Genomic DNA, 24,528 nt, shown 5'->3' on the forward strand with positions numbered 1-24,528 from the left:
TCCTTTTTGTGCTTGACTCATGAATGTTTCTCTAGCTAAGGATCTGTCTGTTTATCAACTGGTGATGGGAGTGCAAGCGCCTCCTAAACCATTGTCCCTCAGTCCTGCTACTCTGCTATCACTAGTGAGAGCGCAAATTGATTTACTAATTGAGGAGCAAATTGCAGCTACTTTATGGGTGAAGCTACCACCAGAAAAAATTTGGCAATCAGAATTAGCGCGTTATCAATCTTCGGTAGGTGCGTCTAGTTTCATCTATACTTGCCAGATTCAGGAAAGAGTAGGGGGAGATGGGGAAGATGAGGCAGAAGGAAGAGTAAATACCCCCTCATCTCCCTCATCCCCCAATTATGTCCCCGTTCATCTACCACCCGATAGCCAACTGCGACGGGAAAACTTTCTGATGGTGTTATCGCCCCAGTTTTGCAGTTTAATTTTGGCTCATCGGCCACTTAAAAAAACCAAAAATCGGACATCGGGCAAGGTAAAGACTAATAAAAACCAGCCGTTGCTGATTATAAATACTGTTGAGGGGAGAGTAATTCAGCAAGTATTTGATGGTATCCAACAATCAATTACGCCAGAATCATCCCCAATTTTACCTGCTAGTTTTATTTGCCCAGCTGTCCCCCAAGCTTTACTCATGAATCAATTGTTCGCAAAACAACTCCTGCGGCAAGATGAGATTAATCGTCAAATCATTAAAGTACGCGCTACTAAATTGCAACAGCAAAATAAAGAACTGCACAACAAAGAGCAACTCAAAGATGAATATTTGAAAAATGTGTGTCAGGAATTGCGTACACCCCTAACGCACATGAAGACAGCACTTTCGTTATTAAATTCCCCCAATCTCAAACCCCCCCAGCGACAACGTTATTTACAGATGTTAAATACCCAGTGCGATCAGCAAAATTCCCTGATTACTGGTTTGTTGGAATTGGTGCAGTTAGAACACAACTTAGAAGGGACTACTTTGGAGTCGGTGCGTCTCTCAGAGATTGTACCTGGAGTAGTTAGCACCTATCAACCTCTAGCCCAAGAAAAAGGGATTATGTTAGCCTACACCGTACCTACTGAACTCCCATCTGTTTGGTGTGTGAGTGGTGGGCTGAGGCAAATTGTGATTAATTTACTGCACAACAGCATCAAGTTTACTTCTCATGGAGGAGAAGTATGGGTGCGTGCCCGTACTCAAGGCAATTATGTCCAATTAGAATTCCGAGATACAGGTATCGGTATTGCTGAAAACGAAATTCCCAAAATCTTTGATCGGTTTTATCGTGTGCGTACAGCAGCAACAGAAGATTATGGTGGTGCTGGGTTGGGTTTGACAATTGTACAGCAATTGCTGCTGCGCTGTGGCGGATCTATTTCTGTAAAAAGTAAATTATATGAAGGTTCTACCTTTACAGTGCAATTGGCAAGTGTTGGCAATATCCCAAAAGCGATCGCTACAGAAAATGAGTTATAACCCAATACAGTTCAGAATGAGCAACAAAACACTTGTAGAGACGGCGATTTATCGCGTCTCGAAAACTTGTGAGTGCTGAGTGATGAGTGCTGAGTTATTATTCTCCCCCCAGTCCCCAATCCCCAACCATTGATGAAACAAATCTTTTCACAAAATGCTTGATTCTTCTAGCTGCCTGTGATAAGTTACTTTTTACTTCTGTAAAGTACTGCAAGTTTATCGAAATACCGTAGTTTATGGATTTCGTTAACCTAGTTCCAGGAATTTGCAGTTAAGAATCAATAGCGAATCTATCTATTACACACTATACAGACAATACATTGCGAACCAACAAACTAGAAATTAATCTCTAAGCCAGGGCAACCTTATGAGCAAAATACGTGCTGTGATTGTTGATCCCAATGTGCCGGGGCGTTTGGCACTGAGCGAAGTGACTGCACCAAAGCCAGCCCCAGATGAAGCTCTAGTGCGGGTAGCAGCAATTTCCCTCAATCGGGGAGAGGTGAAACGTTCAACCACTGCTGAAGCTGGTTGGCAGCCTGGTTGGGACTTGGCAGGTGTAGTGGAAATCCCCGCCGCAGATGGATCGGGGCCTTCTCAAGGGGCGCGTGTAGTAGGCTTGCGCCGCGCCGGTGCTTGGGCAGAACTCGTATCTGTTCCCACCAACGCCTTAGCAGAAGTGCCGCCATCTGTATCTTTTGCTCAAGCTGCAACACTGCCTGTAGCGGGTTTAACTGCATACCATGCACTGTTAAAAGGTGGTTCACTTTTGGGTCGGACAGTTCTGGTTACAGGCGCATCAGGAGGCGTAGGTTACTTCGCTATTCAATTGGCGCAACTGTCAGGAGCGCAAGTTGTAGCACATATTCGTCAAGCTGGCTATGAAACTCTAGTTAGAGAAGCGGGGGCGCAATCGGTGGTGATTGGCGAAGACCTCTCACCCGCTAGTGAGTATGGGCCCTATCATCTAATTGTAGAGTCAGTAGGTGGCAAGACTTTGGGGATAGCCCTTGGCTTACTGGCACAGGATGGAAAAACTGTGCTGTATGGAGTATCTGGGGGATCTGAAGTCACATTCAACGCGGCTCAATTTTTTGGGACTGGTAGCGTCAGCCTGTATGGTTTACGTCTGTTTGATGAATTGAGATTTGAATCAGCAGCAGTCGGTCTAAAACGGCTTTTAAGTCTAGTAGAAGCAGGTGAGTTACATCCTCACATCGATTTAGAAGCTTCTTGGACAGAAATAGCTGACGTGGCCCAACAACTACTCGATAGGCGTTTTCCTGGCAAAGCTGTATTGCACATTTCCAATTGAGCGATCGCAGATGGTATGAGGGATAGTACTGACTTCTGGTTCAAACTAGATCAGCTTGTAGCCATTAGTAATGTCAAGATAGATCGCCCAAAAGGGACATCACATCCACGTTATCCATCCTTTATTTATCCGTTGGACTATGGATATTTGGAAAATACTCGCTCTGGAGATGGAGCCGATATTGATGTCTGGATAGGTAGTTTGTCTCGCAAAAAAGTTACCGCCGTAATTTGTAGTGTTGACTTGGAAAAACGGGATACAGAAATCAAAATACTTCTGGGCTGCACTTCTGAGGAAAATCAAGCCATCTTGGACATCCAGAATATAGGCTCTCAATCAGCAATATTATTGGTTCGCAAATAAATTAATTACATTTTCGAGGGTAAGTTTGTATGAGCTTAGAACTAAAACTATCAGGTAAAACAGCGATCGTTACTGGAGGAAGTGCGGGAATTGGTTTAGCTACTGCCAAAGCACTTTATAGTGAGGGTGTGAATGTGGCGATCGCAGCCCGCAATCAAGAACGCTTAGATCGGGCTGTAGCTGAAATCCAGTCTTTACCCACCCCAGGCGCGAAAGTTATTGCCATCAGCGCCGATTTAACGAAAGCAGAAGATATTGAGAAAGTTGTCTCCACAACATTGGCCCAGTTTAATCAGATTGATATCTTGATTAACAATGCCGGATCAGCCCGTGCTGGGTCTTTCCTAGAATCCACTGATGATTTATTTTTGGATGCTTGGAACTTAAAATTATTAGGCTATATCCGCTTAGTTAGAGCCGTCGTTCCCCATCAAAAAAGTCGCGGTGATGGGCGGATTGTCAATATAATCGGCGGTGCAGGACGGACACCTCGTCCGAACTTCCTAGCTGGTGGTACAAGCAATGCTGCTTTGCTGAACTTCACAAAGGGCATTTCTAAAGAGCTAGCCGAGTACAAGATTCGCATTAACGCTATCTCCCCTGGTGCTACAGCTACCGATCGTGCTGAGACTTTAGCGCGACAAAATGCCCAAGCGCAAGGCATCACCGTCGAGGAAGTGAAGGCACAAAATATCCAAAGTATTCCTTTAAAAAGAATCGCCCAGCCAGAAGAAATTGCCGCGCTGGCGCTATTTTTGGTGTCCGATCTTGCTGCATCGATTACAGGAACAGAGATTATCGTTGATGGCGGATCTACCCCTGGTGTTTAGGGACTTCCAAGAAAGAAATTATCCATCTTGTGGGGTGGGTATCTTGCCCGCCCTAAATCTGGGATGGGTGTCCCCACCCATCCCACAAAAAAATTGGGATGTTTTTTTATTTGGAAGTCCCTTAAAGACGCGATTCATCGCGTCTCTACATCTTGTAAAAACATAAACTTCTTGGAGATAAAAACATGGGTTCTCAATACTTTGACATCAAACCAGTTGCAGGACGTATTGGTGCTGAAATTATTGGTGTTAATCTGAGTTCTAACCTCAGCGATGACATCATCAGTGATATTCGCAAGACTCTAGTCAAATACAAAGTGATCTTTTTCCGTGGTCAGCAACAGCTTGATGCTGATGGACAGGTAGCCTTCGCTCGTCGTTTTGGTGAAGTCACTACAGCCCACCCCACTGTACCATCGCTGCCAGAAAATCCAGAAGTCTTAGACCTGAACTATGGCCGCACTACTTCCCGCGCCAATAACTGGCATACCGATGTAACATTCGTAGATCGTCCTCCTCTCGGCTCTATCTTACGAGCGCTTGACATTCCCCCAACTGGTGGCGATACAATCTGGGCAAACTCCGTGACTGCTTACCAAGATTTGCCTGCCCATCTGCGTAATCTTGCTGATCAACTTTGGGCAGTACACAGCAACGCCTACGACTATGCAACTGGATTCGACCTACCTGAAGATGTCAAGGCTCATCGGGCTATCTTCACCTCGACTGTATACGAGACTCTGCACCCAGTTGTACGCGTCCATCCTGAATCTGGGGAGCGGGGGCTATTCATCGGCGGATTTGTGCGCCAGTTCCGTGGCTTATCAACAACTGAATCCGATGACATTCTGCGGCTGTTGCAAGCATACATCACACGTCCTGAGAACACAGTGCGGTGGCGTTGGCAAGTTGGTGACGTAGCTTTTTGGGATAATCGGGCTACTCAACATTATGCGATCGCAGATTATGGCGACCAGCCCCGCCACGTTCAACGCGTGACAATTGTCGGCGATCTCCCAGTGGGCATCGATGGTAAACAAAGTGAGGCGATCAAGGGAGATGCTTCTGAGTACAACCGTCGTCAGGCGGTGACTGCATAATAGAGACTCGCGTCAAAAGTATTAGTCCCAAAAGTTTTGAGAGGTTAGTGGTGTTCAGATCCCCGACTTCTTGAAGAAGTCGAGGATCTAGCAGCCCCACAAAATTAATGGGACAGACCAGTCGTACTTTGTCAAGCTAGTTTTGAGGATTTGTTGTAAGGACTTTAGTGCTTAGAAAATAAGGACTAAAGTCCTTACTATGAACTTGCTTACTCATCAATTTAAACTTGACAGACTAGTAAATATTACTGAAAGATATTTCCTAATTTATTTACTAGATTTTTTCAAATGTTAAAACGATAGACATTTGAACCCAGTATCTAATGACGATCGCACTTTTTTATGAAACTCTTCTATACACCTAACTCACCCTATGCACGCATTGTACGGGTGGCAAGACTAGAACTGAATCTGTGCGATCGCATCGAAACGCAAAAAGTCATTGCACGAGATCCAAACAGCGACCTATTGAATTACAACCCTACGGGTAAAGTACCAACCCTAGCGACTGACGACGGATTTATTTTGAGTGAAACACGTATAATTTGCGTCTATCTGAATCACTTAAATCCTGAGATAAAATTAGTTGCTGACATTTCTAATGGCTTTTTACAGCAACTTGAAGGTATGACTGGTGGGTTCATAGATGGCATTGCTGTCTGGGTGCGGGAGTTAAGGCGTCCCCACAGCGAACAGTCTCCTGGGGTGATTGAGTTTGAGCGTGAGCGGGCGTTGAGAATTTTGGACTACTTCGAGAAGATATCAGATAAACTCGACCAAACTCCAAAACTTGCTCATATAACCCTCGCCTCTGCACTGGGACTAGAGATCCGTATTCCTGATCTGCAATGGCGGCAGAAATATCCAAAACTTGCTAATTGGTATGATGAATTCTCTAAACTACCCTCCATGCAAGCAACAAGACCAGAGTCTTAATAACTAACATTTTCTCGTTCCAAACAAGAGAACGAAAAAAGTATAAGTACGCCCTCGCAAATACAAACATGAGTACGAAAAAACAACTTAAACTCGGAGCATTTTTACCCGGTAGTGGTCATCACGTCGCGGCATGGCGACATCCCAATACCCCGGCTGATGGAGGTCTAAACTTCCAACATTACAAGCAGCTGGCACAAACGGCTGAACGGGGTAAATTTGATATGCTTTTCCTCGCAGATGGTTTAGCCGTCTGGGATCGAGGGCAAGGGACTGAGGCATTTAGCCGTTCGGGACAATTCAGCGTCCACTTTGAACCTTTAACCTTATTGTCGGCTCTGTCTGCGGTTACAGAAAATATTGGATTGGTGGCGACATCATCAACGACTTATGATGAACCTTTTCATCTCGCCCGCAAGTTTGCATCACTGGATTATCTCAGTGGTGGTCGTGCCGGATGGAATCTTGTCACCTCTGCTGCTGAAGCCGCAGCGCAGAATTTCAGCCAAGAAAACCACCTAGAACACTCGCTACGCTATGAACGGGCGAGGGAATTTGTGGATGTTGTCACCAAACTTTGGGACAGTTGGGAAGACGATGCTTTCCTCCACAATAAGGAGTCAGGTATTTACTTCGATGCAGAAAAGCTGCATATTCCCCACCACAAGGGCAAATATTTCTCGGTGCGCGGCCCGCTCAATGTGGCGCGTCCACCGCAAGGATATCCAGTAATCGTACAAGCTGGATCTTCCGAGGCTGGACAGGATTTAGCTGCCCAAACAGCAGAGGCGATTTTCACTGCACAACAGACATTGGCAGAAGCTCAAGCCTTTTATGCCAGCGTCAAGGGGAGATTGGCTAAATACGGACGTTCACCTGACCATCTTAAGATTATGCCAGGGGTATTCCCGGTAATTGGTAAGACTGAGCAAGAAGCTAAGGATAAATATGAGCAACTTCAGGAGTTGATCCATCCCCTGGTCGGATTAGGGCTGCTTTCTGGTCTAGTGGGTGGCCATGATTTATCTAAATATCCCCTAGATGGGCCGCTGCCGGATCTGCCAGATACCAACGGTGGCAAAAGCCGCTTGCAGTTGATCACCGATCTTGCCCGCAGAGAGAATTTAACAATCCGACAACTGTATTTGTGGATTGCAGGAGCGCGGGGACATCGAACGATTCTCGGAACACCAGAACATATTGCCGATCAGTTAGAAGATTGGTTTGTTAATGGTGGGGCTGATGGATTTAACATCATGCCGCCCTGGCTACCTGGAGGTTTAGAGGAATTTGTAGACTTGGTAATTCCCGAACTGCAACGCCGAGGAATATTTCGTACTGAGTATGAAGGTAGTACCTTACGTGAAAATCTTGGTTTGCCTCGTCCGGTGAACCAGTTCATTACAAAAACTGCTCCTGAACCTGTGAGCCCCGGTTCCTTGGCATAGTAATAATTGATCGATAAATTCCTTGTAGAGACGGCGATTTATCGTAAATTACAGGGTTTAAGACCCCTACATCTATATGTAGCAACCATTTCAGTCGGGGTTTGTCTTGAGAAATCGCTCCACTTGGGCAAAGCCCAAGACCGCGTTTCTCGCTAAATCCCCATCTGAAATGTCTTTAATTTTGAATTTTGTTAGCGAGTCTGCGAGCGTCATTTTAAATTTTGAATTGTTAACGTGTTGGGCATCCTGACGGTTCTTCTATCCTCCTTTGTTTTAACGTTTCACAACGTTACAGTCCGAGTTTTGTTTTCAGAACATCTCGTACTAGGTTTATTTTTACTCGGTGGATACGTTAAACCGGATTTGCAGAATTCCTTCTTGCTGATGTTCATGCGAATGCTGCTGGTGGTTCCACTCATGGCATCTCTATCATTCAAGCTATATCCATCTGCTTGGACAGAACTCCAAGACTTGTTCACCCGCAAGCGCAGGGATGTTCTAATCCAAGCTCTTGGCTGTGGGGTGCTGATGTTTGTGTATATTGCCTCACTCTACATTGCTATTGGCTTGATTCCCACAGGCATTGCCTTGACCCTCTTTTTCACCTACCCCGTATTTACAGCGCTGTTATCTTGGAAGTTTTTTGGCGATCGCCCCACGTTGTTCCGTTGGCTGGTAATGGCTATTATTCTGGTAGGAAGCGCTCTCACCATTCCCCAATCTTCTGCCACCTATAGCAGTCATACCATTGCGATCGGTATTTTCGCTAGTTTTGCTGCTGGGATTGTTTACGCCTTTTATTGCATCATTGCTCAAAAATGTTTAGAAAAATTCCATCCAATTCCCTTTACCTGGATCAGTTTTGCCTCTACTCTACTGCTTGCCGGTATTAGCTTACTGTTTTGGCCAGGTAAAAGCGCCCAACTTGATTGGACACCTCTATGGATTGGTAGCATCTTTTCCGGTCTGGTAAGCTTTGTGGGACACACTTTAAACAATGTGGGGATTCGGATAGTTGGCGCATCTACCGCTTCCATAATTGGCTCTAGCAGTCCAGCATTGACGGCGCTAGTGGCATGGATAACCATTAACGAAACTTTAAACGTGATTCAGAGTGTAGGGATTGGTGTTGTCACACTGGGGATCGCCTTACTTAGTGCAGAAGGCTTTGTGAAATCGCTCAAAATTAGAAGTTGAAAAAGAGGCAGGGGAGCAGGGAGTGGGGAGCAAGGGGGATAGAAAAGAATTGGGATTCAACCCATTCCTGTTCGAGAACCACTGGTGGAGAAGTGGAGGACGCAAGAACATGTTCCACTCCGCTAAATGGCAGGAGTCAGGGATCATTTCTCCCCGCTCCCTTCGCCCTGCGCCCTACCTCTTCGTTGAACAGATCAACGCTACAATCTATCAGAAAAGCCAAGAAATAGTTAAATCTAGAGTGCCTATATGACAGCTGATTTGACAATTTATCTTGCATTGTCAGAGAAGTATATGCTACTATTGGTAATTGTGTGGTTAAGGACGTATAGCTCAGTTGGTTAGAGCGCTACGTTGACATCGTAGAGGTCACTGGTTCGAATCCAGTTACGTCCATTTCTTGTTGTACAGTGACTAATTATTTGTCATCGGTGACAGATTAGTGTCGTTTGGACTAATTAACTGTCGTCGGGACAAATTGATGTCGTTTAAGCGCCAGTGACAGATTAATGTCATTTATTTACAGAGGCTATAGCGATAATGTCAACGTAGCGCTCTCTTTCAACCCTCCCTAATAGAAATTATGATAACCCACCTAGTACCTGGCGGGTTATTACAATATTTTTGCGTGCGTAATAGTTTTAGATTTGGCTTTCAACCCACCCAGTACCTGGAGGGTTGTTGTCACATAAGTCAAGTAGAATCAGTAATTGCTTTTCAATTCTTTCAACCCACCCAGTACCTGGAGGGTTGTTGTCACTGTTGCTGCAAGAAGCGCCCTTTCTAATCGCACAACTTTCAACCCACCCAGTACCTGGAGGGTTGTTGTCACACAAGAGTGCGATCGCCTACAACAGCAGGTCAACACTTTCAACCCACCCAGTACCTGGAGGGTTGTTGTCACGATTGAGAGTTCACGATACGCTGCTTTTATTAAACTTTCAACCCACCCAGTACCTGGAGGGTTGTTGTCACAGCAATCATACAAGTTTCATCCCTGAAGATTGTTCTTTCAACCCACCCAGTACCTGGAGGGTTGTTGTCACGTGGGGAAGTCACCCATATAGCTATTATCATTCCGCTTTCAACCCACCCAGTACCTGGAGGGTTGTTGTCACTACGGCTTACTCAGAGTCTAAGCAATTAGTTCTACTTTCAACCCACCCAGTACCTGGAGGGTTGTTGTCACCCACTCAGTTTCAAAATATTGTAGGGCAACGTTTCTAGATTTCCTCAGCGCGTATGTCTCCCAATTTCCTATTTGAGCCTCAGTCACAAGAATCATATCTGGATGGAAAAACGATAAATTCAGATGGGGCAGGGTATTTGGAACTTGCGCGGAACTCTTAGAAATTTTGCCTTGATTTTAGTCCTTCAAATGAAGAATTGGGGAGGGTTCCCCCTTGATCGGGGGTGATTCAGTAGCCACTACAGCAGTACATCCGCGCCCTTATTGCTGGGAGCGCACCTATCCTGTCCGAAGACAGCAGCATCAGGGTGAGCAGCTACTAGGGTCAGAAAGCAAGACAGTATTGCTACAGTCAAACTAACCCTCATTTAACACAGTTCAGAGGCTGCAAGCAGCATTAACTGCGGCGCTATTTATTATTTTATTGTCAAGGTTCAGATATTTGTCAACTTCGCCTAGCTAGGCGGAGATGGTAAGCAGAAAAGGCTAATTCTTTTGCTTTTTCATTGGGACTGCCGCGAATAGGTTGTTTTCCCCCTTCAATCATTATTCCTGCCTGAGCAGCTTTGCTTTGAATGCTTTGAATTAGTCTGCCGTAGCTCCAGGAATGGACGTTAACTCGATACTGTTTGGCGTATTTTTGCTGAACTTCTACGGAGCCTGGACATTTTGCTTCGGCTATGGCTTGAATTTCACTTTGGATAATCTCTCGCATATCCCCTAGCTCAGGCAAAACTATACTGCCAGCTTTATAGGTTTGTGCGATCGCAATAATTTCTTTAGCCAATAGTCTGTCTATATACTGCCCTAACTCAGATGCCCCAAATTGATTAGGAGAGAAGTTTTTCTGTGCCTTGTGGCGATCGTGAGATAAGGATCGCTGTTGTCGTCTCTGGCGATTGAGGAGTTCGTAATTTTCACCTAGTAATTGCCTGATGCTGCGGTAAGCTAAGACTTTGTTTGCGATCGCATCAACTACGGCGACAGTTGCAGGTTTTTCTAGTCCCAGGCTGACTCCAACCAAAATGTGTGATTGACCTTGGTAAAGGAGTTTACTAGGACGCTCAAAGGATTTGTTAATTCGAGTTAGCGTTGATTCTTTACGTTTAATAAAAGCAAGCTGTGTTTCCTTGAGGTCACTTTTATCCTTCATGTTGGTGATGAATTTGGTAATCTCATCAGTTTTTTCCTGGCGAACCTGTTCTGTTCCTTCAGCAGTCCAGAGGCGATTGTCAACACAGCAATAGAGACTCAAGTGATTAAGATTCCAAGGTTCGCCTTTACCTTCACCTTCTTGCCAAGCTACACGACCATTTCTGAGGGTGAACAAACCACTTGAATGCTGATTTTTGCTTTGGCGTTTTGTTTGTTGATCTTCTAAGAAGCGTTTAAACCAGTGCAGTTGACGACTATCACAGTACACCTCAAAAGTTAAATCGCTTAAGCCATTGAAGTGAACACATAACCTACCTTTTTCGTTTGTTGACCAAACTAGGTCTTCGTTCGTTTCATAAACTAGAGGAAAAGGGACAGAACTAGATCGGGTTAAAAGAATATCCTGCCAGCGTTTGGCTTCAGCATTGTCTTCTGGAACAGTGGTTGTAGCAGTGAGCAGTGTCTCCAACCATCTACCATTAGTTAAATCTCGACCTTTGGGAATTCGACTTGTTAGCTTTTCAGTTAGCCTTTGAATTTGGATTTCTAGCTTACGACGGCGTTTAGCAAATTTTTCTGGATCTTCTTCTTTTTCATTGAGTTTGCAGCCATTTTTCAGCAAATAGCTGATGGCGCTACGGCTGAGTATATCGTCAGTTTCTTGGTAAGTGTCAAATAATTTATGAGATAAGCTTCGATTGGCATCGGAAGCGGATGATTTTTTAGTCTTTCTTCTTTTAGTTAAAGGAGCATTAGATTCAGATTCTGGCGTAGCCATTGCCAAAATTTCAGCAGCTTTGGTACGAATTACTTCTAAGCTACAATCGCTCATTTCTACTAATTCAGTATCGCTGTTGAGCATTTCTAGCCAACGTGTTTTGCCATCTAGCTGTTGCTGTAGACGTTTCTGAATCGCTAACCAAGATTTGTATATGTAATCTACAACATGAATTGCTGATAGATAGAAGCGGCTGGGCTGACCTGTAAATCTAGGGTCAGTTTTCAGGGGTTGGCAAAGTTGACTAACAACAGTTGACGGAAGTTTGCCATTTTTTCGCCATTCCTCAAAATCTTGGTGTTTACTAAGCTGTTGAAGTAGTTCGTTAATTAGGGGTGTGTTTAATTCTGCCATTAACTTCCAGAGTTTTTGGCGGGTAGATTCACTGGCAATTAGGCGACATTGAATAGTAATTTGGCTCATAAAAACAAAGTACCACAAAAACACATTATGTTCTACAAAAAACTAATGTGTTTTAGGAAATGCTTCTATAGGATGATTCTTATGGAAGGAAAGTTTTACACAAGCACAGAAGCAGCAGAAATTACTCATTGCTCTCGCCGCCAGTTGCAGTATTGGCGGGAGAAGGGAGTTATAGTACCTACGGTTAACAGTACTGGCAAAGGTCGTAATGTTTACTATTCCAAAGCTGATTTGTTGGTGTTAACAGTAATGGAGCAGTTGCTGTCAATTGGGTTAAATTTTGAGGTTTGCCATGCAGCTTTGGAAACACTGCGCGAACAGGAACCTTGGTTATTTAATGAGTCTGTCCCCGAAGAAAAGATGAAGCGGCTAATGTTATTAACCACGCGATCGCCTGAACAACCTTTGCAATTGGCAGAGTTTGACAAGCAAGTAGCGCTAGAAGCTCTTTGTCAAGGGCAGACTGTAATTCCTTTTTGGTGCGATCGCATTCATCAACAATTAAGGGACAATCTCAAGAGCTTCAGTAGCTAATTTGACTTTGAATATATAGGTTTTGTGGTTGCTACATAGCACAATGCTAGTTTTCACACTTAACATCAGGCAAAATTGGAGTGTAGAATTATACTAAAATTCCTCTTAACCGAAAGCCGACCCTTTTATGTCAGAAGCAATTGACAAGAAATCTTTGAGTGAACGTGATATTTGTACAAAGTACATTACACCTGCTCTAACTAATCGGGCATGGGATATCAACACTCAGATTCGTGAGGAAGTGACGCTGACAAAAGGTAGGGTGATTGTTAGGGGTAAGCTTGCTAGTCGAGGTGAGCAGAAACGCGCTGATTATGTGCTGTATCACAAACCCGGTGTACCACTGGCTGTAATTGAAGCTAAAGATAATAATCACAGTGTCAGTGCGGGGATGCAGCAAGCGATCGCAACTGGTGAACTAATTGATGTACCATTCATTTTTAGCTCCAATGGCGACGCTTTTATGATGTGCGATTGCACGATTTCGGAAGGACAGCGAGAGCGAGAAATCCCCCTTAAGGAGTTTCCGACACCGCAGGAACTTTGGCAAAAATACTGTGATTGGAAGGGAATTGACTCGGAGATTCAACCGATTGTTGCTCAAGACTACTATCCTAGCCCTGATAAAAAACAGCCACGCTATTATCAACAGATTGCCATTAACCGCACAATTGAGGCGATCGTAAAAGGAGAAAATCGCATTCTGTTAGTGATGGCGACGGGTACAGGTAAGACTTTTACCGCTTTTCAGATTATCTGGCGGTTGTGGAAGTCGGGGGCGAAAAAGCGTATCCTGTTTTTGGCAGATCGGAATATTTTGGTTGACCAAACTAGAGTTAATGACTTTAAACCCTTTGGCTCAAAAATGACCAAAATTCAGAAGCGACAGATAGATAAATCTTATGAAATTTATCTATGCCTCTATCAGGCAGTAACGGGAAATGAAGAGGCGAAAAACATTTATCGCCAATTTTCGCCAGATTTTTTTGACTTAATTATCATAGATGAGTGCCATAGAGGAAGTGCTAATGAGGATTCCGCATGGCGAGAAATTTTGGAATATTTTAGAAATGCTACGCAGATTGGCTTGACAGCTACCCCAAGGGAAACAGAAGAAGCTTCTAACAGCCTTTATTTTGGTGAGTCACTTTTTACCTATTCGCTCAAACAAGGGATTGAAGATGGTTTTTTAGCTCCTTACAAAGTGATTCGTATTGATTTAGATAAAGACTTGAGTGGATGGAAACCGAAGCCAGGTCAACGGGATAAGTATGGTAAACAAATTCCCGACCAGGTGTATAATCAACAAGATTTTGATAGAACTCTGGTGTTAGAGAAGCGCACTGAGTTAGTTGCACGGATTATTTCTGATTATCTTAAATCAAGCGATCGCTTTGCCAAAACTATCATTTTTTGTGAGACGACTGACCACGCAGAACGGATGCGGGTGGCGTTGGTAAATGAGAATGCTGATTTGGTGGCGGGGAATAGCCGCTATATTATGCGAATTACTGGGGATGATACTCAGGGTAAGGCAGAATTGGATAATTTCATCGATCCAGAAAGTAAATATCCCACGATTGTTACTACCTCTGAGTTGCTGACGACGGGTGTTGATGCTAAAACCTGCAAATTGATTGTTTTGGATCAGCGCATCCTGTCCATGACCAAATTTAAGCAAATTATTGGTCGCGGGACTCGCATTGATGAAGACTATGGCAAAATGTTCTTCACAATTATGGACTTTAAAAAAGCGACAGAGTTATTTGCTGACCCTGATTTTGATGGCGATCCTGTACAAATTTATCAGCCTCAGCCAGCTGATCCCATTGTTCCGCCTGATGCTGGAGATGATGAGGTAGTTATAGATGATGGCGAAATTAGCCGCAAGCAAACGCGGGATAGGTATGTAATTGCAGACGAAGAGGTGTCTATTGCTTTTATTCGAGAGCAATACTACGGCAAGGAGGGTAAGCTGATTACGGAATCGATTAAAGACTATACTCGCAAAACAGTTAGTCAGGAGTATGCCTCATTAGATGCTTTCTTGAAGAAATGGCACTCTACGGAGCAGAAGCAGGCTATTATCCAAGAGTTACAAGAGTTGGGTGTACCTTTGGAAGCTTTAGAAAAAGAGATTGGTAAGGATTTTGACCCTTTAGATTTAATTTGTCATGTTGTCTTTGACCAACCGCCACTAACACGCAAAGAAAGGGCGAACAATGTCCGCAAGCGTAATTACTTTAGCAACTATGGCGAACAAGCTAGAACGGTTCTTAATGCTTTGTTGGATAAATATGCTGATGAGGGGATTGAAGATATTGAAAGTTTGGATGTGTTGAAAGTAAAACCCATCAGCGATTTAGGCACTCCGTTAGAGATAATTAAAATTTTTGGTGGTAAGCAAGCTTATTTACAAGCTTTGTCGGTTCTGAAGTCAGAACTATATCGAGTATCTTGATAACCTTAAATCAATACAGTTCAGTTAAGGCTAAAACTCTGTTACCAAAGTCAATTTTTGAACGAACCGCTTTCGCGCAGCGTCTCGTAGAGAAGGCGCGGAGAACGCAGAGAGAAGAAAGAAATGCTTAACTGAACCGTATTGAACCTTAAATTAAATTTACAATATTCAGAATTATACTGAAATAAATATCTAAAAATAAATGAATGTCTTGCTGTTTTACATTATTAATAATTAAAATATAGTTACTAAAAACATCTGAATACAAAATTGTTATGCACCAGTATTTGATTGATACAGAATATGCAACTACAAATATTTTTAATTTAATAATGCACGATGAACGAGAACTTGAACAAGCAAAAGAAAAATATCATCAAGTGCAGAAAGATTTAAAATTCTATCAGCAGCAGTTTTATGCAGCAGATATGTCAGATGATCTAAGCCCGATGCAACTCCAATATGAATACTTGCAATATAATAAGCGAACAGAGAATTTAAGTAAGCAAGAAGAATTTCTAATTTCACAAATAGAAGAATTTAAAAATTTAATAGATGCTAAATCTGTTGCTGTATCCTCTCTTTGCGGTGCTTTACTCCAAATAGCGAAACAAGGCATCTCTATTGTGCATAAAAAAAACTTGATATCTTGCCCTGACGGAAAAAATATAGGCAGTGAAGTACTAAAAAATGTAATTTGGCAGGGACGCAATCAATCAATGCACTATGAAGATGGTAAATTTCAACCACCAGTTACAAATTGTTTTCAAAAGTTAGAAGCTTCTTTTGGTAATGAATTTTCATTAAGCCTACACTCTGGTGAAAATTTTGCACAAAAAATAGTTATAAAACTTTTTGGTTGGAATGACTATCAAGTGTATAAACAGGATATGATTTCTCTTCTAGGTTAATTCTGCCAATCGGCGATTGCGCTTCACGCAGTGCCGGAGGCAATCGCACTCATTTATTATTATGTCAATCAGCACTACAATTAAGACTATTCAAGATATCATGCGGAAGGATGCGGGCGTTGATGGTGACGCGCAACGCATTAACCAGTTAGTTTGGATGATATTCCTCAAGGTTTTTGATGCCCGTGAAGAAGAATATGAACTACTAGAAGATAATTATCAATCTCCGATTCCTGAAGGGTTGCGTTGGCGGAATTGGGCAGCAGATTCCGAAGGTATTACTGGAGATGCTTTACTAGATTTTGTAGATAATGCTTTATTTAAAACTCTCAAAGAACTGAGAACCAAGGCAACTGATGCGCGTGGGCAGATGATTGGTAAGGTGTTTGAGGATGCCTACAACTATATGAAAAATGGTACTCTCATCCGCCAAGTAATTAATAAGCTCAACGAAGTTGATTTTAATAAAAAAGACCAGAAAAAACAGTTTAGCGAAATTTACGAGAAAATTCTCAAAGATTTGCAGAGTGCGGGAAATGCCGGAGAATATTATACTCCCCGTGCGGTGACAAAGTTTATTGTAGATAGAATCAAGCCGCAATTAGGCGAAATTGTATTTGACCCAGCTTGCGGTACAGGTGGCTTTTTAACAGCAGCAATTGATTACATTCGCCAACATTTTCAAAGTGCTGATGTCCCAGAAATTCTGCAACGGACGATTCGCGGAACTGAGAAAAAGCCTTTACCTTTTAACCTTTGTGTAACGAATCTGATTTTACATAATATTGATGTACCAGAAGCAGAACATGATAATACTTTGTCACGACCATTGCGTGATTATAGTCCTCACGAACGAGTGGATATAATTATCACTAATCCGCCTTTTGGTGGGATGGAAGAAGATGGAATTGAAAACAATTTCCCTGCTACTTTCCGCACGCGAGAAACGGCAGATTTATTTCTGGTGCTGATTGCTCATTTACTCAAAGAAGGCGGTAGAGGGGCAATAGTTCTGCCAGATGGTACGCTGTTTGGGGAAGGTGTGAAGACGCGGATTAAAGAAAAACTGCTGCAAGATTGCAATCTGCATACAATTGTCCGTTTACCAAATGGCATATTTAGTCCCTACACAGGTATTAAAACTAATCTGCTATTTTTCACTAAAGGTGAACCGACAGAAACGATTTGGTATTATGAACACCCTTACCCAGCAGGTTATAAGTCATACTCGAAAACTAAGCCGATTCGCTTTGAGGAGTTTGCACCGGAGCAAGAATGGTGGGATAACCGCGAGGAGAATGAATTTGCTTGGCAGGTTTCAATTGCAGATTTAAAAGCAAATAATTACAACCTAGATATTAAAAATCCTCACAAAGTTGATGTAGAACACGCTGATTTAGATGAGATGTTAGCAGAGCATCAAAAACTCATGGCAGAGTTGGGTGATATGCGGAGTAAGTTGAAATTTGAGTTGATGGAAGCATTGGAAAGAGATGAAGCTTAAAACTGTTTTTGAAAATTTTGAATTGTTGACTGATGCGCCAAATGCAGTTGCAAAGTTAAGGGAAATAATTTTGCAATTGGCTATTAGAGGTAAGCTTGTTGCTCAACATCCTAATGATGAACCTGCTTTAGCTCTTTTAGAAAGGATAAAATCTAAAAAGAAACAATTAATCTTTAGTAATAAAACACAAAAACTTGATTTCAATTTATCGGATGAAGAAGATGTAATTTTAGAGAGTCTTCCGGTTAACTGGTACTGGACTAATTTAGAAACAATTGGCTGGATTAATCCAAGAAATAATTTACCAGATGATTTGGATGTAGCATTTATTCCTATGAACTTAATACCACAAAAATATGGTGTTGTAGTTCAGTGGGAAACTAAAAAATGGGGAGACGTTAAAAAAGGATTTACACATTTTGCTGAAGGTGATGTTGCTCTTGCGAAGATTACCCCATGCTTTCAAAATGGAAAGTCTTGTGTTATGCGAGGTTTAAAAAATCAGTTTGGAGCAGGGACAACTGAATTGCATATTTTTAGACCTATTGATAATCTGACATACCCAGAGTATGTATTGATTTATTTTAACTCTGTATCATTTATCAAAAACGCAATCCCTATTATGACAGGAACCGCAGGTCAAAAGCGAGTTCCTAACAGCTACGTAGCTCAAAATCCATTTCCATTAGCACCCCTTGCAGAACAAAAACGGATTGTAGAGAAGTGCGATCGCCTGCTTTCCATCTGCGACGAAATCGAAAAACGGCAGCAGCAAAGGCAAGAGAGCATTGTGAGGATGAATGAGAGTGCGATCGCTCAACTCCTCTCCTCCCAAAATCCCGACGACTTCCGCCAACACTGGCAGCGCATTTGCAATAATTTTGACCTACTCTACAGCATTCCTGAAACGATTCCTAAACTGCGTCAGACAATTTTGCAATTAGCAGTACAGGGTAAACTTGTACGTCAAGATCCAAATGATGAAGCTGCTTCAGTTTTACTGAAAAAAATTAACGCCGAAAAAGCAAAGTTAGAGATAAATAAGAAAAATAGAGCATCTAAAGAACAAATACTAACTGAATATGGTAATGCTCCATTTGAAATACCATCTAATTGGTTATGGTTGAAGGTTGATGATTTATACGATGTTTCTGGTGGTATCCAAAAGACACCTAAAAGAACTCCTATCTCTAACTTCTTTCCTTACTTACGTGTAGCTAATGTTCATAGAAGAAGATTAGATTTATCACAATTAGAATATTTTGAGCTTGTTGAAGGTGAGTTAGAAAGATGGAAACTACAATCAGGTGACTTACTTATCGTTGAAGGCAATGGTAGTGAGAACGAAATTGGTAGATGTGCTATTTGGAATGCTGAAATAGATAACTGTGTCCATCAGAATCATATTATTCGTGCAAGACCTATTGGGCATAACAGCCAACTATTTACACTCCTTTTTCTTAATTCTCCTAGTGGTATGGCAGAGATGAGAAATTTAGCCATAACTACAAGTGGTTTGTTTAGCTTGAGTGTTGGCAAGATTCGAGAAATTCTAGTTCCCCTTCCACCACTTGCCGAACAAAAACGCATTGTAGAGAAGTGCGATCGCCTGATGTCTCTCTGCGATACCCTAGAAGCCAAATTGAAACAAGGGCGAGACAGCAGCGAGAAGCTGATGGAAGTTGCAGCAAAGCATCTGCTAACAGCTTAATAGCAAGTTTTACCGAGAGTTAGAGTATATTTGTACTTTGTATCTAAAATTATGAGATTTAGGATCACCCCGTGTCCTTTGTTGCTAACACTTCACTGACAATCACGCTCAAAGTCCCAACCCTCAACGATGGCAAAGCAGATTTCATTCGGATGTTTGGACTTTGGCAGCAAATTAGAGAAATCGATACACCAAAAATTATCTTTGATTTTTCAGGTTGTTGCTTTCTTCGCCCAAACGCTGTAGCGTTTTTAGGTGGTTTAGCTCACCTCATTGAAGCTCGTGGTGGTCAAGCTACCTTTGCGTGGGATACACTTCAAGACGATATTAAAGGTAATCTCACTCAAAACGGCTTTCTATATGCCTTTGGAGAAAATCAGCAAGGGTGGAAAGGAAATTCCGTTGCTTACAGGGAAGATCCTAATGACAACCTTGAGAGTATTCTAAATTACCTTGACGAGCAATGGCTTGGACGTGGTTGGGTAGACATTAACCAAACTTTTAAGGATGAAATTATCCAGAATGCCCTTGAAATCTATAGCAATGCTTTTGAACACGGCCGATCTAATGTCGGTGTATTCACTTGTGGACAGCGTTATCCTAACTTAAATAAACTAAAGCTGACTGTGATTGACTTTGGCGTTGGCATTCCAGCTAATGTGCGCCACTTCCTTCAAGACAGTCAGAAATTAGCTGAAGAAACCTTACGTTGGGCATTTCAACGTGGTAAGACAACCCGACCCAGTAGAATATGCGGAGGTACTGGACTGGATTCACTAAAAAAATTTGTAAAGAGTAAACAGGGTAAAATAGAGGTCTACAGCCATGACGCTTACGGTTTAATTGACGAAACTCAAGAGATTTACCAAAGCGCACCCACCTTCTTTGAGGGAACTTTAATAAATATCACTATTAAATGCGACGTAAATTACCATAACTTTACAGAAAATGAAGTATTATTTTAGTACAAAGGTTCTAATAGAGGTTTTAGAGCCATGAAATACAAAGTCTATGAGCTAATTGGCGAAAACTGCATGAGCCAGCAGTCCGGGCAACAAATCTATGATTTAATTTATCCTCAACTGCAAGCAGGAAAGTTAGTAGAGCTAGACTTTGCTGACGTTAGAAGATTTTTGACTGTGTTTTTCAATTTTGCTATTGGTCAGTTATTGCGTGATATCAAAGCTGAAGACCTGGATCGGCTTCTAGTTTTGTCTAACCTCAGTCCTCTTGGTCAACAGACTTATGATGATGTGATTGAGGATGCAAAGCGTTATTACTCAGATGAGCAGTATCATAAAGCCGTAGATGAAATGGTTCTTGAACAATCTGCCTGTTAGTCATGACAGTTAACTACACCATAAAAGCAGATGTCATTGACATCGCCACTGATTCCCCCCAAAAAGGGGATATTTTTTTAGTTGATACAAATGTCTGGTACTGGCTAACATATCCTCCAGCAAGTTTGTCTCTGACTGCGTATCAGAGCAACTATTCAAACTACATCACAGACACTTTTACAGCAGGTGCCACTCTCTGCTGTTCTGGCTTATCGCTGGCCGAACTAGCTCATATTATTGAAAGAGAAGAAAAAAGGCTATCATCTTATCGTTCCAGCAGTATTAACAATAAAGAATACCGCCACAACTACCCTTCAGAACGAACTAAGGTTGTTTCTAGAGTAAAAGCTGCATGGAATCGAGTCAAGAACATCTATGCTCTTCAAATTAGTGTCGAACTCGATGAAAACACTGTAAATAATGCCTTAACTCAGTTCAGTACTCAGTGTTTGGATGGCTATGACCTGTTCATTCTGGAATCTATGAAACAGGAGTCAGTAAACAAAATTATTACTGATGATGGCGATTATGTGACAGTGCCAGGAATTCAGGTATTTACAGCTAATCCAGGAGCGATCGCCGCAGCTACAAATCAAGGCAAACTTATAACTAGGTAAGCATTGCCCTAACAAACTGCCAGCAATTACACAGTTGTTACTCGCCTCTTCAAATCCGACTGGGTACGGTGTAGTACGATGTGCGATCGCTTCGTTAACAAATTACGATTTTGGTGGAATTTTCCCGTCATTCTGAGCTTGTTTAATCGCTCGTTTCACAATTAACACCGCCATTTGAGACAAAGAACGCTCCTCTGCATCAGCCAAAAATTGCAGGGCTTCTTTGTCTTCTTCTTCCATATAAAGAGTTACAGTTACTTTTCCCATTTCATCATCATAAGCGATTTAGTGTGTTTTTATGTTAAACACACTAAAATACACTGTTTAACATAAAAACACTTTATTTTAGCGTATAATTACTGATAAGTCAAAAGCCAGCCATCAACTTTCTCAGGGCGGATGCTGGCTTTTGGCCCCCATATCACAGGAGACATTTTCCATGTTAAAGCCTGTTAGCTACAAAACAGATCAACACAGAGCTTATCAACAAGCTTTAGATGATTTCGGCATCACAGAATTACTGGCAAAGCTCAACAACTACTCTGATGCTGACTTTGATAGTGCCTGGATACAACTCCAGCAGCAAGAAATAGAAAGTCTAGCTGCGATTCTGATTTCTCAATTAACTTACAGCCTCAATGGTAAGTTGATTGCCGCTTATCTCAATCTCATTCGGCACAGTAACCAAGATATAGTCCCAAGCTTGATTAACCTGAAATGCCCAGACGCATCTATTGAGCTTCCCGCTAACTTTCCCGATGTAGCCAAGACACCCAGATTTTTATATGGCGATCGCTTGCGTTGGCTTTCTACCCAAAGCGATACTGACTGGGGTATTGTCATTGGTCGATTTTATAGCTTTGCTTGCGATCGCTGCTGTTGGAGTTGGTGCTACCTAATTTGGTTGAGCAAAGATTGCCCCAGTGCTGCTTGGACATCTGCCGATATTGCTTGGGAAGAGGATTTAGAACCAATCAGCGAGGAAACAGACTTATGAATCCTCATCCATTCAAGCAGCGAGAACAAGATTTGATGCAACTCTACAGTTACTGTCAGATGGGTATGACTCCCAAGCAGTTTTACACCAAGTGGCAGGTAAACTACGAACAAATGGCTCAGATTTGCGATCGTTCTCTTTCCACCGTTCGGCGCTGGTTTGCTAGAGGCAAAAACTACCGCCGTCCAATGCCTAGCGATTTACGCCACCTGGCGCTAATGAACTTTTTACTGGAACACTTTGAGGATATACCCGAAGAAGTGTTGCAGAAGCTTTGTTTTCCAGACAAGAGTGAGTAGGAATTGAATCTAATTTCAATATCAATTTGATATTTCTTGCCAGCCACCGTCACAGTAGGCTGGCTTTTGTCTTGGAAATTACAGATTTTACGAGGAGAATTCGATGACTTACCTTGAAAAGCTCAGTCCTTGGTGTATAGTCCGACTTAAACCTAATATGCAGAACCAGATTGTAGCTCATTTTCGTCGCCGCAGCGATGCCGAAGCTCATTTACAAGTTTTGCGCCGACTCATCCCTGGTGCAAGTTTTACAATTATTTTCAATTTGGGGTTAGAACAGCAAGATTTGGCTGCTGTAGATGCTGTAGAGTAAGTAGCGATCGCATCTGTCACCTGAAACTGTCACTCAATCCGGTGACAAGGTGCTTCAACTGGGCGATCGCGTGCATCAACAATTAAGGGACAATCTTGAAAAGTATCATAAATAAGTAGTGATGCTATAATTTTGATACTAGTGTAAATTTTTATACCTATATTCAGACCAAGCAAAGACCATCTTATAATTGAATTCTTTGACATAAAATCTTCCATGATCAAGCCAGCTTGCAATCCAGGTTCAAGGGTTCGTTACAGAGCAAACATCAAATTATCTAAAGAGCTAGATGAAGAGCTTAATATTTCTTCATCTCTTGTGTCTGAAACTAATTCTTTACATGGTGCGCTTACAGCATCAAGAAATGATGTGCGTGTCGTGGAGCTTTTTGCTGGAGCCGGCGGAATGGGTGTTGGACTTCTGATGGCTGGGGATCAAAAAAAAGGATTTAGAATTATTAATTCTGCTGAAATCAACCCAATATATTTAAAAAGCCTCGAAACTAATTATAAATCATTTTACAAGAACTCAATCAACCGCATTGAAGACTGTATTCCTTCAGATTTTACTCCTATAGATTTAACTAAAAAACAAGATTTCCAACTTGTACATGAAGCTGTAAGAAAAGCAGATGGTGTGGATCTTGTTATTGGTGGAACTCCCTGTCAAGGATTTTCACAATCTAATCGAAGTAATTGGAATGCTAAGAATACGTATAATCAACTGGTTGAATACTTTATTGAATGTTCTTTAGAACTAGCACCGAAAGCAATTCTTTTGGAAAATGTGCAAGGTATTCTATGGACACCTCGTTCTAATAAAAGTAAGAATAAGCGCAAATTAACAGTAGTTGATTATATTGCCAAAAAATTTACAGATGCTGGGTATGTTCTTTTTCCCGCAGTTCTAGATGCTGCTTGGTATGGAGTTCCACAACACCGAAATAGATTTTTCTTATTGGCATTACACCAAGATTTAGGTTATACAGTTGATCACTTTGGGGAATGGGGAGCATTTCCGTTACCTACACATGGAGCAATGGGTAAATATAACTATACAACGGTAAAAGAAGCAATTTCCGATTTACCTGTGATTGACAATGGCGAAGTCCGAGTTATTCAGGAGTATGACGAACCTATAGAGGAACGAGCAATCTCGAATCTGTTTTTGCGCCAAATGCGCCAAATGGCAACTCCAGATATCATTGAAGGTCACATTGTTTCAAAACAAGCGGATTATGTAATTGATAGGTATAGACATATTCCGGCTGGTGGCAACTGGCAAAATATTCGACACATGATGACTAACTATTCTGATATAGAAAATACGCACAGTAATATCTACAGGCGATTAAAGTGGGATGAACCTTCAATCACAATTGGCAATTACCGCAAAAGCATGATAATTCATCCAGAGCAAAATAGAGGATTATCATTGCGAGAAGCTAGTCGTTTACAGTCTCTTCCTGATTGGTTTACTTTTTGTGGTACTACAGATAATTCTAAAACTTTAGGCATAATGCACAAGCAACAGCAGTTAGCTAATACTGTCAGTTTTCTTTTAACACTAGCAATAGCACAACACATACTAAAACTATAATTTTTATTTTTGATATTTTTAATAGCTTGAGGAA

Annotated in this window: 23 protein-coding genes, 1 tRNA gene and 1 CRISPR repeat array; of the genes, 21 read left to right on the forward strand and 3 right to left on the reverse strand. The window is 42.0% G+C overall.

Annotated features, from left to right (window positions below; all coding sequences use genetic code 11):
• The first annotated feature begins 19 nt into the window (after window positions 1–19).
• The 9 genes from V7L07_RS14140 to V7L07_RS14180 all read left to right on the forward strand — a co-directional run bounded on the left by V7L07_RS14140 (window position 20) and on the right by V7L07_RS14180 (window position 9,059).
• Complete coding sequence (locus V7L07_RS14140; protein WP_335058755.1) at window positions 20–1,474, forward strand: DICT sensory domain-containing protein; 1,455 nt, start codon at window positions 20–22, stop codon at window positions 1,472–1,474.
• A 367-nt stretch (window positions 1,475–1,841) separates the two neighbouring features.
• Window positions 1,842–2,789 (forward strand): zinc-binding dehydrogenase, encoded by a 948-nt coding sequence (locus V7L07_RS14145; protein ID WP_335058757.1) that lies wholly within the window; start codon window positions 1,842–1,844, stop codon window positions 2,787–2,789.
• A gap of 15 nt (window positions 2,790–2,804) precedes the next feature.
• The gene (locus V7L07_RS14150) at window positions 2,805–3,152 is read left to right on the forward strand and encodes a hypothetical protein (RefSeq protein ID WP_335058759.1); all 348 of its coding nucleotides are present in this window, start codon (window positions 2,805–2,807) and stop codon (window positions 3,150–3,152) included.
• A 29-nt stretch (window positions 3,153–3,181) separates the two neighbouring features.
• On the forward strand, window positions 3,182–3,982 hold the full coding sequence (locus V7L07_RS14155; RefSeq protein ID WP_335058761.1) for an SDR family oxidoreductase: 801 nt from the start codon (window positions 3,182–3,184) through the stop codon (window positions 3,980–3,982).
• 185 nt (window positions 3,983–4,167) lie between these two features.
• A complete protein-coding gene (locus V7L07_RS14160) occupies window positions 4,168–5,082 on the forward strand; it encodes a TauD/TfdA dioxygenase family protein (protein ID WP_335058763.1) in 915 nt (304 codons plus the stop codon).
• A 342-nt stretch (window positions 5,083–5,424) separates the two neighbouring features.
• Complete coding sequence (locus tag V7L07_RS14165) at window positions 5,425–6,018, forward strand: glutathione S-transferase family protein (protein ID WP_335058765.1); 594 nt, start codon at window positions 5,425–5,427, stop codon at window positions 6,016–6,018.
• A 68-nt stretch (window positions 6,019–6,086) separates the two neighbouring features.
• On the forward strand, window positions 6,087–7,466 hold the full coding sequence (locus V7L07_RS14170) for an LLM class flavin-dependent oxidoreductase (RefSeq protein ID WP_335058767.1): 1,380 nt from the start codon (window positions 6,087–6,089) through the stop codon (window positions 7,464–7,466).
• 303 nt (window positions 7,467–7,769) lie between these two features.
• Window positions 7,770–8,663 (forward strand): DMT family transporter, encoded by an 894-nt coding sequence (locus V7L07_RS14175; protein ID WP_335058769.1) that lies wholly within the window; start codon window positions 7,770–7,772, stop codon window positions 8,661–8,663.
• Window positions 8,664–8,985: 322 nt separating this feature from the next.
• Window positions 8,986–9,059 (forward strand) — tRNA-Val (locus V7L07_RS14180).
• A gap of 255 nt (window positions 9,060–9,314) precedes the next feature.
• A CRISPR array of direct repeats spans window positions 9,315–9,852; the repeat unit is 37 nt; unit sequence CTTTCAACCCACCCAGTACCTGGAGGGTTGTTGTCAC.
• 445 nt (window positions 9,853–10,297) lie between these two features.
• Here the strand turns inward: V7L07_RS14180 and cas12k are convergent.
• On the reverse strand, window positions 10,298–12,208 hold the full coding sequence (gene cas12k, locus V7L07_RS14185) for a type V CRISPR-associated protein Cas12k (RefSeq protein ID WP_335058770.1): 1,911 nt from the start codon (window positions 12,206–12,208) through the stop codon (window positions 10,298–10,300).
• A gap of 81 nt (window positions 12,209–12,289) precedes the next feature.
• Between cas12k and V7L07_RS14190 the strand changes: the two genes are divergently transcribed.
• The 8 genes from V7L07_RS14190 (at window position 12,290) to V7L07_RS14225 (ending at window position 21,286) form a co-directional block, all read left to right on the forward strand.
• Window positions 12,290–12,742, forward strand: a complete 453-nt coding sequence (locus V7L07_RS14190) for a MerR family transcriptional regulator (protein ID WP_335058772.1) — start codon at window positions 12,290–12,292, stop codon at window positions 12,740–12,742.
• 127 nt (window positions 12,743–12,869) lie between these two features.
• Window positions 12,870–15,203, forward strand: coding sequence for an EcoAI/FtnUII family type I restriction enzme subunit R (hsdR, locus tag V7L07_RS14195; RefSeq protein WP_335058775.1), 2,334 nt, complete (start codon window positions 12,870–12,872; stop codon window positions 15,201–15,203).
• A 275-nt stretch (window positions 15,204–15,478) separates the two neighbouring features.
• The gene (locus tag V7L07_RS14200) at window positions 15,479–16,114 is read left to right on the forward strand and encodes a hypothetical protein (protein ID WP_335058777.1); all 636 of its coding nucleotides are present in this window, start codon (window positions 15,479–15,481) and stop codon (window positions 16,112–16,114) included.
• Between the two features lie 61 nt (window positions 16,115–16,175).
• A complete protein-coding gene (locus tag V7L07_RS14205; RefSeq protein WP_335058779.1) occupies window positions 16,176–17,618 on the forward strand; it encodes a type I restriction-modification system subunit M in 1,443 nt (480 codons plus the stop codon).
• The gene (locus tag V7L07_RS14210) at window positions 17,608–19,329 is read left to right on the forward strand and encodes a restriction endonuclease subunit S (protein WP_335058782.1); all 1,722 of its coding nucleotides are present in this window, start codon (window positions 17,608–17,610) and stop codon (window positions 19,327–19,329) included. Before V7L07_RS14205 ends, V7L07_RS14210 begins: the two co-directional genes overlap by 11 nt.
• A gap of 71 nt (window positions 19,330–19,400) precedes the next feature.
• Entirely contained in the window at window positions 19,401–20,294 is an 894-nt protein-coding gene (locus tag V7L07_RS14215; protein ID WP_335058784.1) for a hypothetical protein, read from the forward strand.
• 30 nt (window positions 20,295–20,324) lie between these two features.
• Window positions 20,325–20,669: an STAS-like domain-containing protein gene (locus V7L07_RS14220; RefSeq protein WP_335058786.1), complete on the forward strand. Its 345-nt coding sequence runs from the start codon at window positions 20,325–20,327 to the stop codon at window positions 20,667–20,669.
• 2 nt (window positions 20,670–20,671) lie between these two features.
• Window positions 20,672–21,286, forward strand: a complete 615-nt coding sequence (locus V7L07_RS14225) for a PIN domain-containing protein (protein ID WP_179068193.1) — start codon at window positions 20,672–20,674, stop codon at window positions 21,284–21,286.
• 102 nt (window positions 21,287–21,388) lie between these two features.
• Here V7L07_RS14225 and V7L07_RS14230 read toward each other — a convergent pair whose 3' ends face one another.
• Entirely contained in the window at window positions 21,389–21,553 is a 165-nt protein-coding gene (locus tag V7L07_RS14230; RefSeq protein WP_072022197.1) for a ribbon-helix-helix domain-containing protein, read from the reverse strand.
• A gap of 172 nt (window positions 21,554–21,725) precedes the next feature.
• Here V7L07_RS14230 and V7L07_RS14235 point away from each other — a divergent pair, with 172 nt between their 5' ends.
• The 3 genes from V7L07_RS14235 (at window position 21,726) to V7L07_RS14245 (ending at window position 22,895) form a co-directional block, all read left to right on the forward strand.
• A complete protein-coding gene (locus tag V7L07_RS14235; protein ID WP_335058789.1) occupies window positions 21,726–22,283 on the forward strand; it encodes a hypothetical protein in 558 nt (185 codons plus the stop codon).
• On the forward strand, window positions 22,280–22,582 hold the full coding sequence (locus V7L07_RS14240) for a helix-turn-helix domain-containing protein (protein ID WP_335058791.1): 303 nt from the start codon (window positions 22,280–22,282) through the stop codon (window positions 22,580–22,582). Before V7L07_RS14235 ends, V7L07_RS14240 begins: the two co-directional genes overlap by 4 nt.
• A 103-nt stretch (window positions 22,583–22,685) precedes the next feature.
• On the forward strand, window positions 22,686–22,895 hold the full coding sequence (locus tag V7L07_RS14245) for a hypothetical protein (protein ID WP_335058793.1): 210 nt from the start codon (window positions 22,686–22,688) through the stop codon (window positions 22,893–22,895).
• Between the two features lie 29 nt (window positions 22,896–22,924).
• On the opposite strand, the gene V7L07_RS14250 is transcribed toward V7L07_RS14245, so the two are convergent.
• Window positions 22,925–23,101: a hypothetical protein gene (locus V7L07_RS14250; protein WP_335058795.1), complete on the reverse strand. Its 177-nt coding sequence runs from the start codon at window positions 23,099–23,101 to the stop codon at window positions 22,925–22,927.
• Between the two features lie 10 nt (window positions 23,102–23,111).
• On the opposite strand from V7L07_RS14250, the gene V7L07_RS14255 reads away from it, so the two are divergent.
• The gene (locus V7L07_RS14255) at window positions 23,112–24,494 is read left to right on the forward strand and encodes a DNA cytosine methyltransferase (RefSeq protein ID WP_335058796.1); all 1,383 of its coding nucleotides are present in this window, start codon (window positions 23,112–23,114) and stop codon (window positions 24,492–24,494) included.
• Window positions 24,495–24,528: the final 34 nt, after the last annotated feature.

It is taken from the genome of Nostoc sp. (assembly GCF_036916985.1).
In the GTDB taxonomy this organism is placed as follows: Bacteria; Cyanobacteriota; Cyanobacteriia; order Cyanobacteriales; family Nostocaceae; genus Nostoc.

Coding starts and splice junctions, on each gene's coding strand:
- V7L07_RS14240 (WP_335058791.1), top strand. CDS start 22,280: ATGAATCCTCATCCATTCAAGCAGCGAGAACAAGATTTGATGCAACTC.
- V7L07_RS14230 (WP_072022197.1), bottom strand. CDS start 21,553: ATGGGAAAAGTAACTGTAACTCTTTATATGGAAGAAGAAGACAAAGAA.
- V7L07_RS14150 (WP_335058759.1), top strand. CDS start 2,805: ATGAGGGATAGTACTGACTTCTGGTTCAAACTAGATCAGCTTGTAGCC.
- cas12k (WP_335058770.1), bottom strand. CDS start 12,208: ATGAGCCAAATTACTATTCAATGTCGCCTAATTGCCAGTGAATCTACC.
- V7L07_RS14250 (WP_335058795.1), bottom strand. CDS start 23,101: ATGTCAAAGAATTCAATTATAAGATGGTCTTTGCTTGGTCTGAATATA.
- V7L07_RS14160 (WP_335058763.1), top strand. CDS start 4,168: ATGGGTTCTCAATACTTTGACATCAAACCAGTTGCAGGACGTATTGGT.
- V7L07_RS14235 (WP_335058789.1), top strand. CDS start 21,726: ATGTTAAAGCCTGTTAGCTACAAAACAGATCAACACAGAGCTTATCAA.
- V7L07_RS14165 (WP_335058765.1), top strand. CDS start 5,425: ATGAAACTCTTCTATACACCTAACTCACCCTATGCACGCATTGTACGG.
- V7L07_RS14210 (WP_335058782.1), top strand. CDS start 17,608: ATGAAGCTTAAAACTGTTTTTGAAAATTTTGAATTGTTGACTGATGCG.
- V7L07_RS14170 (WP_335058767.1), top strand. CDS start 6,087: ATGAGTACGAAAAAACAACTTAAACTCGGAGCATTTTTACCCGGTAGT.
- V7L07_RS14255 (WP_335058796.1), top strand. CDS start 23,112: ATGATCAAGCCAGCTTGCAATCCAGGTTCAAGGGTTCGTTACAGAGCA.
- V7L07_RS14155 (WP_335058761.1), top strand. CDS start 3,182: ATGAGCTTAGAACTAAAACTATCAGGTAAAACAGCGATCGTTACTGGA.
- V7L07_RS14245 (WP_335058793.1), top strand. CDS start 22,686: ATGACTTACCTTGAAAAGCTCAGTCCTTGGTGTATAGTCCGACTTAAA.
- V7L07_RS14200 (WP_335058777.1), top strand. CDS start 15,479: ATGCACCAGTATTTGATTGATACAGAATATGCAACTACAAATATTTTT.
- hsdR (WP_335058775.1), top strand. CDS start 12,870: ATGTCAGAAGCAATTGACAAGAAATCTTTGAGTGAACGTGATATTTGT.
- V7L07_RS14220 (WP_335058786.1), top strand. CDS start 20,325: ATGAAATACAAAGTCTATGAGCTAATTGGCGAAAACTGCATGAGCCAG.
- V7L07_RS14190 (WP_335058772.1), top strand. CDS start 12,290: ATGGAAGGAAAGTTTTACACAAGCACAGAAGCAGCAGAAATTACTCAT.
- V7L07_RS14205 (WP_335058779.1), top strand. CDS start 16,176: ATGTCAATCAGCACTACAATTAAGACTATTCAAGATATCATGCGGAAG.
- V7L07_RS14225 (WP_179068193.1), top strand. CDS start 20,672: ATGACAGTTAACTACACCATAAAAGCAGATGTCATTGACATCGCCACT.
- V7L07_RS14145 (WP_335058757.1), top strand. CDS start 1,842: ATGAGCAAAATACGTGCTGTGATTGTTGATCCCAATGTGCCGGGGCGT.
- V7L07_RS14140 (WP_335058755.1), top strand. CDS start 20: ATGAATGTTTCTCTAGCTAAGGATCTGTCTGTTTATCAACTGGTGATG.